Here is a 10,713-nt window from a genome sequence, read left to right on the forward strand (position 1 = left end):
AGAATAAAATGTAAAAGAATTTTCGATTCATGTGTTCTACTGTTCAGTTATCAAGGTTCCTGTCGCTTTGACAGCTTTGATATTTTATCATATCTCTTTCAGCTTGTCAAGAACTTTTTTAAAAAGTTTTTTCAGCCATTCAGCTGAGCCGTTCTTTTTTCGACAGCCATATTAGATTATCACATCTATATCACTTTGTCAAGAACTTTTTAAAACTTTTTTTATCGACCGAAGTCGTCTTTCTGTTGCTTTAAAGAACCCGCATCTGCTCGCCTGAGCGATAACTTCTGTTCTTTGCGACAGCTAAACTAGAATATCATATATTCTGTCTATTGTCAACACTTTTTTATTTTTTCTAACTTCTTATCAAATTGTGCATCTGTATGCAACAGCAACTTTGCTATAATAACACGTTATCCAACACCTGTCAAGCCTATTTTTTATTTTTTATCCCCCACAACAGAAAGCTGCCGCACAAACCAAAGTACTAAACTTACCATTTTTGTGCAGCAGCCATATTCTAATAAAAAGTTACTGTCTTTTTCTTCTGTACATTTTCAGAAATCCCCCTGCAACTCCCAACATTACCAGGAACATCACAACCTGACTCTCGTCTCCCGTTTGAACTCCCTTATTTCCCACAGGCTTACCAGTTGCAGCGTTGCTGTTTTTATCCTTTTCAGGTTCTTTCACCGGTTCTCTTTTAATTTTTACCGTTACTTCATCAAATTTGTCCGCGTCTGCTTTGGAAATTGCTTTTATGTTTACTTCCTCAGAAGTTTCCCCTTTGCTTACACATAAGTTTCCTTTTTCATCTATACGTGTATCTTTATCTTTATTTCCAGCAACTTCCCAGAAAACTTCCTTTGAAAATTCACCCTTTCCCTTTACCTCTGCGGTAAACTGTTTGCTTTCTCCCGCCTTCAGATCCACTTTTTCAGGTATTATCTTTACAGAATCTATCGTCCACTCCGAACTGTCTGGCTCTTCCGGGTTCTCTGGATTTTCTGGCCATTCCGATTTCGGCGGCTGTGGTTCTTCCTTAACATTCACCACAATCTCCTGAACTACTTCTTTCGTCACCCCATCATATGTATATCGAATAACCACTTCTTTATCACTGGTTTTCAGCGGCTCTTTACTATAACTGATTTCTCCAGTTACGTCTCTCACGTTTCCATCACTAAATCCCGCCTTCACCTCCATTCCTTCCGGTTCAAAAAACTCTCCTTCTGTATATTTTGTTTTTTCCGGGGCTCTCTGAATAGAAAGACTTTCCAGCACAATTTTATCCGGTTTTTCCGGTTCCGACATCGAATATTCCGCCGCACCGATATCCGGCCTCCCTTTCGTGATGCTTTCTCCAAAGAAATCTTTGTCATAAGCCGCACCTAATACTTCCGGAAAATTATTTCCCATAATACAATCAATGCTTGCATAGTCCTGTGCCTTCGCCTCCTCGAAAAATTCACGGGGAGAATATTTTCTGCCATCTACCAGTTTTGTTCCACCGAAGTGTTTCCATGCCTCTTCCACTGTGAGCCCTTTATCAATCAATACAGAATCCATCTCCAGTTTATACCCATCCAGCAAACCAGAACTTCCTGTTACAGCTTCTTTTCCCTCATGAGTTTCCGGTGCATTTCCCAGGCTTTCAATACCCAAATCATCCTCCTGCAAAGGCTTTGCATCTGCGTCAAAAGCACTCATACCGCCGGTATAGGCATTGTTATAAATCTTCATATGTTCCTGCACCAAAGCAAGCCCCTGCGCATCTCCGCCATAGGTATTCTGACCCTGTGGGAAACTAAAGACATTATTAAATACGAACCCGTCGTTAACACCCTGACCGGCACCTGTATTAGAGAGATAAAATACACCTCTGTCCAGAACCGTATCCGAATAAATAGTATTATTATAAATCATGGTTCCTTTCGGAAGCCCCTGCGCAAATTCAAAAGTCTTATCTCTGTCATTCTGGCTGACGTTATACCGGACCGTTGCTCCGGTATGGGGGTAGCCGCCCATAATCAGCATAAATCCGCCTTCGTTATTATGACTGTAATTATACTGCATTACAGAATTCGAAGAAGCATGGTCGCAATCCAAGCCCTGTCCATCTGTCGTTCCGTGGGTTTCATAAGCTTCATTGTACTGCAGTACCGTATTTGCCGCTTCAAAAGGCCAAATGCCTACATTATAACCTGTTTTCTGGAAACGACAGTCTTTTGCCAGATTGTGCTCAATCAAAGCCCCATCTGTATCTCTGACCGTAATACCGTCTCCACCGATATATTCCATATAATTTTCTTCCACTACCATATTCGTGGATGGATACCAATTCACCGGAACTCCCGGGTCATTCTTTTCCCACTGATTACACCACTGAGAACTTACCAGCTTAACAGCAGAACGATCTACTCTCTCGAAAGTACAGCCGGAAATCCGTACATTATCATATTTGCTGGGTACACCTGTCAAAACTCCATTTTGAATATTAGCCTTCACATCAAAGAAAATACCGCCGTTCCATTTCAAATTAATATTTCCATTGATGTCATGAATATAACAATTTTCAATCACAATCCCTGATGCAGTTCCGAAATCACGAATAGATACATTTACAGCTCTTAAAGCCTTTTCGGTATTATTACTCTCATTCAAACCAAAGTTTGTATTATACTGCGTGTCCAGATTTGTAATTTCCAAATTTCGAATTTCTACATATTGCTGATTATAAAGCGATACCACATTCTCCACCTGACCATTTCCTTCCAGCCGGGGAAGTTCGCCTTTTCCATAAGTGCTAATTTCAATCGGTTTGCCTTTTGCCCCCATTCCCTGGAATGCAAGCTGCTGTCCTGTAAACACACTTCCGCGTTTCAGAAGAATTTTATCTCCGGGCACAAAGGCTCCATACTCCTTCACTTTATCCAATGATTCCCAAGCAGTTTTTTCAGTAGTTCCTTCTGCACTGTCATCCCCCTTTTCAGAATCCACATAAAAAGTTTTTCCTTCTCTTACCTTATCCTCTTCAAAAACAGCCCTCACGGTTAATGTTTCATAGTCGCCAGCCGGCATAACAAAGGTTCCGTCTGTGATTTGCACATTTTCTACATTTTCTATTTGATATTCTTTCAAACTGTAACCCGCTTTCGCAGTTGCAGTAAGAGTCACTTTCTCTCCCTCTTCTGCTTCTGCCACATCACTGACTGCTGTTCCCGCTTTATGCTCTGTATCTTCTTTTCCTTCATATACAGAATAAACCTTTATGGGTTTCTTCTCGCAAATCTGCTCCACCAGAAGATTGTCAAAAGCCATCGGCGCCCCCTTGGTCATATTAATCAACTGCACTTTCGGCTGCATACCTGTCCAGTTTTCGCTGTCTGTATAGTTCAAAATCTCCTTACCATCTATGAGCAAAGTCATCTTCGAACCATTTACCTCGATCACAACATGGGCAAATTTGTCCGTCATCTGGAATCCACCCTTTGCCAATTCTTCATTTTCTCCATTATAAAACCTTCGCAGCATAGCGCTTCCCTGTGCATTGACAGCCACTACATAACGGGACGCAAAGTCATCTCCCCCACGGAAAGTAATCTGAAAGGTTCCTGACTTGTCCGTCTTTCTTCTGGCATCCACAGAAATACGATACCCTTTATTGCTGCTGATTTTCTCCCAATCCACTTCCGGACTGTAAGCATTTGTATCCTCCCCTTCCGGAACATCCACTACAAGTTCGCCGTCCGATATGTTGATACCCGGAAGAGTTCCACCTAAATCTCCACCAAAATCTTCAAAGAAAAGTTCATCTTTTCCCGGTATTCTCGTTTCAAAATATGCTCTCACGGTTATCTGAGGAAATTTTTCACTTAACTGAAACCTGTCGTTTTCAACAGGCACCAGATTATCCGTGTTGGTTTCATATCTTGCAAATACATATCCATGATTGGCCTTTGGCGTTAGTGTCACATAATCTCCGCTATAGCCCGAAAGTCTGTCCGCAGTCAAAGTACCGCCTTTATGATTCGCATCCAGTACCCCGTCCGTGTACGTTTCCAATGTCACCGTACACTCTTTTCCGCTGGGCTGCTCATTTGTTGTAACCAGCAGATTATCCAACGCAAAGTCCTGCGCCGGATACTGTCCTGCAAAAAGCAGCCTCCCCTGTTCCATTCCAGCAATCTCCTCATGGGCAGCTGTAATCATCTCCTGCTCATCCAGCCACGCCGTAATCGTGTCATCCTGCACTTCCACAGTCAGTTTATGCACCCCTTCGCTCACTGCCACTGTAGCCTCTTTATAAGTAGTATTTACCGTATTTCCCGTCACATTTTCCAACATTACCTTATTGTGGGGAAAATCAAAACGGAGCTGCAGCCTTTGCTGCTCAAATCCTTCCTTCGCTTTAAACGCTATTTTAGCATTACAGTTTGTATTGCCTGCACCCACAGTTAAATCTGTCTGCATTAAAAAATTTTCGGCTGCAAGAATCCCCATAGATGCCATCGCATTATTGGGACCACTCCCCTTAATAACTGCCCGTCCATTTTCTATTTTCACAGCATTGGGCTGATTTATTTTCCAGCCACTTGCATCTTCAAAACTATCTCTTAACAATTCCCTGGAACCAGCCTGCGGCACTGACCGTCCGACTTTTTCCTCTATTTCTTCTGCGGGTGGTTCTTCCACGGTCTCCTCTTCCGGCTGTACTTCCACCGCACCTTCTGACATTACGGACTCATTTTCCGAAAGAACACCATCCTCTTCTTTCGGCTGTGCCTGATCTGTCTGCACTTGCTCCATCTGCTCTGTTACAGACATCTCTGTCTGTATTTCTGCCGCAAGCACATAGCCCGGCAAGCTTTCAGCAACAAGCGCCGCTGTCAATACAATACATGATATCTTTTTTGCTATACGTCTCATTCATTTCCTCCTCATCTGAAATCCCGAACTTCAGACTCTTTCATTTTTTTATTCAATTCTTTTTCAAATTCATCTGCAGTACACTGTTCCAAAACCGCACCGGAAACCTCTTCATAGGATAAATATCCCCCAGCTTCCCGCTTCGTGCACATGAGCCGTTTCTTTGCTCCGCTGTCATCACCCCACGTTGACTGCCCTCCTTCCTCTAACTGCAAGAGTTTATTTGCAAGTTCTTCATCCGCTTCAGTCATAGCACGTATATTACTGTCATTCAGTTCCAATGTCCCCTGATAGGCAATTCTGCCCTCTTGCCAAACAGTATACTCAGCGGTAAAAGAATCCACCTGCCTGTAATTTTCCCGATGTGTTTCATAAAAAGCAACCAGTTCTTCTTCTGAAAGTTCTTCCATTTTTCTCTCTTTCAATGCCTGTTCACACTCTCCAAGCAATCTCTTATAATACTGCATAGGCGTAAATTCCACCGGCCCATACACTGGTTCTCCTTTCTCATAAAATTCTTTCCTCTTCTTATTTTCAGTTTCTAACGCCTCCAAAAAAGTTTTATAGGAAAACTCATCAACAACCCCTTCCTGTTCTGCCCAATTCCATACTACCCTCCCCCGAACGGCCCTTTCCTTATCTCCATTATAAAATTCCAGTTCCTCCTGTGTGATGGGCTTTCCATCCACCAGAAGGGGATTCTTCTTTTCATATACTTTTCCAAAACCCAAAACACCTGTCAGTAAAATCAGGCACACCAGAACCGCTACCACAAAACATTTTCTTTTTTTGAACACTGCCCTCTCCTTCCTTTTCTCCATTTTATATAATTATTTTTTATAATTATTATATACAATTCATCAGCAAATGAATATTGCCGTTTTTTCCAGTTTTATTCTTATATTTTTGTGTATTTTTACTATATACCCATCTATTTTCCAATTTCTTTTTCCTATAACTATAATTATTTTTTATAAGTATTATTTTCATATTTTATGGATTTTTTTGTTCAAGAACAGCAAATAAGAAATGTAATGATTTGAAAGTATAAGAATTTAAGCTATAAAAAATCCCGATACAGATTTTCTCTATACCGGGATTTCATAATGCATCTATTACTGAGCTAATTTAACAGGATTAACCTTTACGCTTGGTCCCATTGTGGAAGCCAGAGATACGCTCTTTAAGAACACACCTTTTAACGCGCTTGGTCTAGCCTTGTTGATAGCTCCCATAAGCGTCTGGAAGTTGTCCGCTAACTGCTCCTCTGTGAAAGAAGCTTTTCCGATTGGCACGTGAATGATATTTGTTTTATCAAGACGATATTCAATCTTACCAGCTTTGATATCCTGGATAGCTTTAGCAACGTCCATAGTTACTGTACCAGCTTTTGGGTTTGGCATTAAGCCTTTAGGTCCGAGAACACGTCCCAGACGTCCAACAACGCCCATCATATCCGGTGTAGCAACAACAACGTCAAAGTCTAACCATCCTTCGTTCTGAATCTTCGGAATTAAATCCTCAGCTCCTACGAAGTCTGCACCTGCTGCCTGTGCTTCGTCAGCTTTTGCGTTCTTAGCAAATACTAATACGCGAACAGTCTTACCTGTTCCGTGAGGCAGTACAACTGCACCACGAATCTGCTGTTCTGCATGACGTCCATCACAGCCTGTTCTGATATGAGCTTCGATTGTTTCGTCAAATTTAGCTACGGCTGTTTTCTTTACTAAAGAAATGGCCTCTGCTGGGTCGTATAAATTTGTACGGTCAACTGCTTTTGCAGCCTCTGCGTATTTTTTTCCGCGTTTCATATAAATAACCTCCTAGTGGTAATTGCGGGAATGTCCCTCCCACGTTTGTTGATAGTCACAAAACTAATTATTCTTCTACTGTAATACCCATACTTCTTGCAGTTCCGGCAATCATGCTCATAGCTGCCTCTAAGGATGCTGCATTTAAGTCCGGCATTTTCATTTCTGCAATTTCCTGGATTTTCGCTTTAGAAATTGTAGCTACTTTTGTTTTGTTTGGAACGCCTGAACCAGATTTGATGTTGCAAGCTTTCTTTAATAAAACTGCAGCCGGCGGAGTTTTTGTAATGAAGCTGAAGCTTCTGTCCGCATATACTGTAATAACAACAGGGATGATTAAATCTCCTTTGTCTGCTGTTCTTGCGTTAAATTCTTTTGTAAACTGTACAATGTTTACACCGTGCTGACCTAAAGCAGGACCAACTGGTGGTGCTGGTGTTGCCTTTCCAGCAGGAATCTGTAATTTAATGTAACCTGTTACTTTCTTTGCCATTTTCGGCACCTCCTATAATGTGGTAATTGCGGGAATGTCCCTCCCACGAGCCATGTGACATTATGACCCTTGCATACTGTTTACTGTTTTGTCTTATGAAAGACTCTTTACTTCTGCGAAACTTATTTCTACCGGCGTTTCGCGGCCAAACAGCTCAACACTGATTGTCACAATCTGTTTTGCTTCGTTAATACTCTGAACAACGCCCACAGTATCTTTCCAAACACCGCCTGTGACAACAACACTGTCGCCTTCTTCAAAGTCAACTTCCACTTCTCTGACCATTGAAATGCCGAGAGCGTCAATTTCCTTTTCCGTCAGCGGAACCGGTTTTGAACCCGGACCAACAAATCCTGTAACACCGCGGGTGTTTCTTACAACATACCATGTGTCATCATTCATCACCATATGAATCAGGACATAACCGGGAAACATCTTCTTCTGAACCTGCTTTTTCTCGCCGTTCTTCAGTTCCACTACGTCCTCCATAGGTACACGGACTTCTAAAATCTGGTCCTCCAGGTGTCTGTTCTCTATTGTCTTATCAATGTTGGCTTTTACCTTGTTTTCATACCCTGAATAGGTATGAACAACATACCAATTTGCTTCTGACATTCTAATTCACCTTGTCCTTACTTAATAATTAAGTTCAGCAGCTGCAGAATCCCGCTGTCGATAACAGCAATGAAAACCCCCAGTACAGCAGTGATAGACACTACCGCAACGGTCTGCTTTACAAGAGTCTGCTTATCAGGCCAGACTATTTTTTTAAATTCTGCCTGAAGTCCTTTGGTCCAGTTCTTTTTTGGAGCTTTCTGCTTTTTTTCTGCTTCCATAAATTCACCCTCTTAAACCTGATTATTTGGTTTCTTTGTGTAATGTATGAGCTTTACAGAATTTGCAGTATTTCTTTGTCTCCAAACGTTCCGGATGATTCTTTTTTTCCTTTGTCATGTTGTAGTTACGCTGTTTACATTCCGTACATGCCAATGTGATTTTTACGCGCACGACTTCTCCACCTCCATGTGTCTTTTATCGCTGACAGCTTCACAGGGCTGTCATTATGCAACGTCTTGTTACCGCGACCAGATACCTCTTTTCATATGTAGTCTATCAGAATCCTTCTGAAAATTACGCACAAAAAAAAGACCTGCTTCCATTGTCGCTTTGTAAGCGTAACATAGACGAAGGTCTTTGTCAAGTTATTCTTTCTCAGGATGCAGGATTTCGTACTCCCCATAGACTTTTCCCAGAATTTTGCCCAGACAGCAAAGCTCCTCTTCTTTTTCTACAACAATGTCCGGCTCCATAACATTAAGCGCTCGCAATTTACAGACACTGCCCTTACGGTAAAGCGTGCGTATATAACAAACGCCCCGAAAGCAGAATATACCGATTTCATTGTGCGCAGCAGCCGCAGAGGATACAGCAAGAATATCCTGTTTTTGAAACACCGGTTCATATCTGTCAATCTGAATCTGAAAACAATAATCTGTCCCCTCTGGAATATTTTTCTCTCTGGCCCGGATTTTCCCTGCGTATTCCTGCAGAAGAAATCCCGCATTCCGCTTCCTGCTTCCCGGAAAATAACATTCCAGCATAATCCAGCGCTGTGACATCATGCGCTCATATTCTTCGTTTATCACAATTCGCACAAGACGTTTTCCATTTTCCGTAAGTTCCCGATATTTTCTGACAGATGCCTGCTCCTCCTCACTCATATTCTTTTTATAATTCTTCTCAATCAAGTCGTCCGAAATATAATCTGCGTATAAGTAATTTGCATCTGTTCCCAGGTTTTTCATCAATGAAATCAGAAGTTCCGGCTTCGGAACACTGATATTATTTTCATAGTTTGCAACAGCGGAGGGTGTAACATGTAATTTTTCCGCCAGTTCGTTCCTTGTAAGTCCCAATTCCACCCTGCGCTTGCGAACCCTTTCCCCAATCCCCATAGTAGCCTCCCGCAAATCCGCTTTTTACTTGTTCCTTTCTATATTATAATAGAAGTTGTTTATAGAAAAAATCATACTACAATTTTCTTGTAAAAACAATGTTTTTCATCAAACTTCCTATAAAAAATGCATTGACTTTTCCTGCAATATAACGTAAACTGTAAATATAGCTTAAGGATATGGCAAAGTTACATATTGTGGGGGAAAGATATGGACATCAAACATCAAATCATCGACTTACTTCAAAGAGCAAATTATCATCAGATGAAATGCATCTATGAGTTTATCAAATCCCTGACCCAATCCCTTTAATTCTGTACACTGCTTGAAAAAAGCAGCGTCGCCACTTTCTGAAGAGAATTCCATTCTTCTTCTGTCAGTTTAGACAGCATAAGCAGGAATTTCTTCTGAAATGAGTTGTCTTCTTCTCTTAAGAGCTGCCCGAACCACCTGGACAATTCCAAATCCGGTGTAATGTCTATATACATCTCACCTTCACCTGTACGCAGCCATTCTTCATTCACTCCAAACTCTCTGCATATGGACAGAAGCACTGCTTCAATCGGAACCCGTACACTGGTTTCATAGGTAGCAATCGTATTCCTGGAAACGCCGATTCGGTTTGCAAACTGCTGCTGCGTCATTCCGGCATTCTTCCGAATTGCTTTTATTCTGTTTTTCAAATTTGTCAATACCCCTTTAATGTATTTTTTGTATAGTGACCTAACTATAGTAATGGATATCTGTTTTGTTGTCAACAAATTTATGTTGACATACGTCGCAAAAAGACATATAATTGTCTTATTGAGACATTTTACATTTCATACATATCATGTTCCATTTTAATGTTTAGTAATGAATACCCATAGAAAGGACGACTCAGAAAAATGAGAAATGACATCGTTGACATTTTATTAGAAATTGGCATACCGGCAGGCGTAAAAGGTTTTACCTATATTTATGACGCCTTGGAACTCTTTGACACCGATACCTATTACAGCAATGGAAAAATCTGCTCTCTGTATGCCGATATCGCAAAGAAAAGAGGCACTACCGCTTCAAGTGTAGAGCGAGCCATACGGCATGCCTTTGAAACCGCCACAACCAAAGGAAATCGTGAAGTCGTAGAACAATACCTGGATTTAGTAAACACCCAAAATTCTAACTTGCTGAGAACACTTTATCTGAGATTAAAACAAAAAGAAAAACGGCATCATATTCCCGAAAACGGATGTACTATGCAAAATTGTATTTACAAACAGCAGATTTATCAGGAAGCCGTAGACAAAGTTTCTGCTGAAATGAGTTCTTACCTTTTTAAACTAATCGAATCCACCAGAAAGAATCCCGAAACCGTTGACCAGCTCCTTGGACTTTATTAATATCTCTTGCAGGCGACAGACAGCAATCATGACCACCCGTCCAACGGGTGGTTTGCTCTAGGGCTATAAGCCCTTGTTACTAGGCCAGCGTCTCAAGGCGCTGGCTTTCTCTTTCGGCTATGGGAATTCTGTTTACACATCCT

10 protein-coding genes are annotated in these 10,713 nt (G+C 41.4%); 1 reads left to right on the top strand and 9 read right to left on the bottom strand.

Going from position 1 to position 10,713, the window contains the following annotated elements; translation table 11 throughout:
- Positions 1–531: 531 nt before the first annotated feature.
- The 9 genes from WBS51_RS14930 to WBS51_RS14970 all read right to left on the bottom strand — a co-directional run bounded on the left by WBS51_RS14930 (position 532) and on the right by WBS51_RS14970 (position 9,871).
- Entirely contained in the window at positions 532–4,929 is a 4,398-nt protein-coding gene (locus WBS51_RS14930; RefSeq protein WP_294463308.1) for an InlB B-repeat-containing protein, read from the bottom strand.
- An 11-nt stretch (positions 4,930–4,940) separates the two neighbouring features.
- Entirely contained in the window at positions 4,941–5,726 is a 786-nt protein-coding gene (locus tag WBS51_RS14935; RefSeq protein WP_294463309.1) for a hypothetical protein, read from the bottom strand.
- Positions 5,727–6,044: 318 nt separating this feature from the next.
- Positions 6,045–6,740 (bottom strand): 50S ribosomal protein L1, encoded by a 696-nt coding sequence (gene rplA, locus WBS51_RS14940; protein WP_111920703.1) that lies wholly within the window; start codon positions 6,738–6,740, stop codon positions 6,045–6,047.
- A 67-nt stretch (positions 6,741–6,807) separates the two neighbouring features.
- Positions 6,808–7,233: a 50S ribosomal protein L11 gene (gene rplK / locus WBS51_RS14945; protein ID WP_111920704.1), complete on the bottom strand. Its 426-nt coding sequence runs from the start codon at positions 7,231–7,233 to the stop codon at positions 6,808–6,810.
- Between the two features lie 93 nt (positions 7,234–7,326).
- Positions 7,327–7,848 (bottom strand): transcription termination/antitermination protein NusG, encoded by a 522-nt coding sequence (gene nusG / locus WBS51_RS14950; protein WP_173749676.1) that lies wholly within the window; start codon positions 7,846–7,848, stop codon positions 7,327–7,329.
- A 17-nt stretch (positions 7,849–7,865) separates the two neighbouring features.
- The gene (secE, locus tag WBS51_RS14955; protein ID WP_173749675.1) at positions 7,866–8,069 is read right to left on the bottom strand and encodes a preprotein translocase subunit SecE; all 204 of its coding nucleotides are present in this window, start codon (positions 8,067–8,069) and stop codon (positions 7,866–7,868) included.
- Positions 8,070–8,091: 22 nt separating this feature from the next.
- On the bottom strand, positions 8,092–8,241 hold the full coding sequence (gene rpmG, locus WBS51_RS14960; protein WP_111920707.1) for a 50S ribosomal protein L33: 150 nt from the start codon (positions 8,239–8,241) through the stop codon (positions 8,092–8,094).
- A gap of 194 nt (positions 8,242–8,435) precedes the next feature.
- Entirely contained in the window at positions 8,436–9,188 is a 753-nt protein-coding gene (locus WBS51_RS14965; protein ID WP_302702907.1) for a helix-turn-helix domain-containing protein, read from the bottom strand.
- Between the two features lie 308 nt (positions 9,189–9,496).
- Positions 9,497–9,871, bottom strand: a complete 375-nt coding sequence (locus tag WBS51_RS14970) for a helix-turn-helix transcriptional regulator (protein WP_291683716.1) — start codon at positions 9,869–9,871, stop codon at positions 9,497–9,499.
- Positions 9,872–10,075: 204 nt separating this feature from the next.
- Here WBS51_RS14970 and WBS51_RS14975 point away from each other — a divergent pair, with 204 nt between their 5' ends.
- Positions 10,076–10,570 (top strand): sporulation initiation factor Spo0A C-terminal domain-containing protein, encoded by a 495-nt coding sequence (locus WBS51_RS14975; protein WP_173749672.1) that lies wholly within the window; start codon positions 10,076–10,078, stop codon positions 10,568–10,570.
- Positions 10,571–10,713 lie beyond the last annotated feature (143 nt).

The organism is Blautia acetica (assembly GCF_038739805.1).
Classification (GTDB): domain Bacteria; phylum Bacillota; class Clostridia; order Lachnospirales; family Lachnospiraceae; genus Blautia.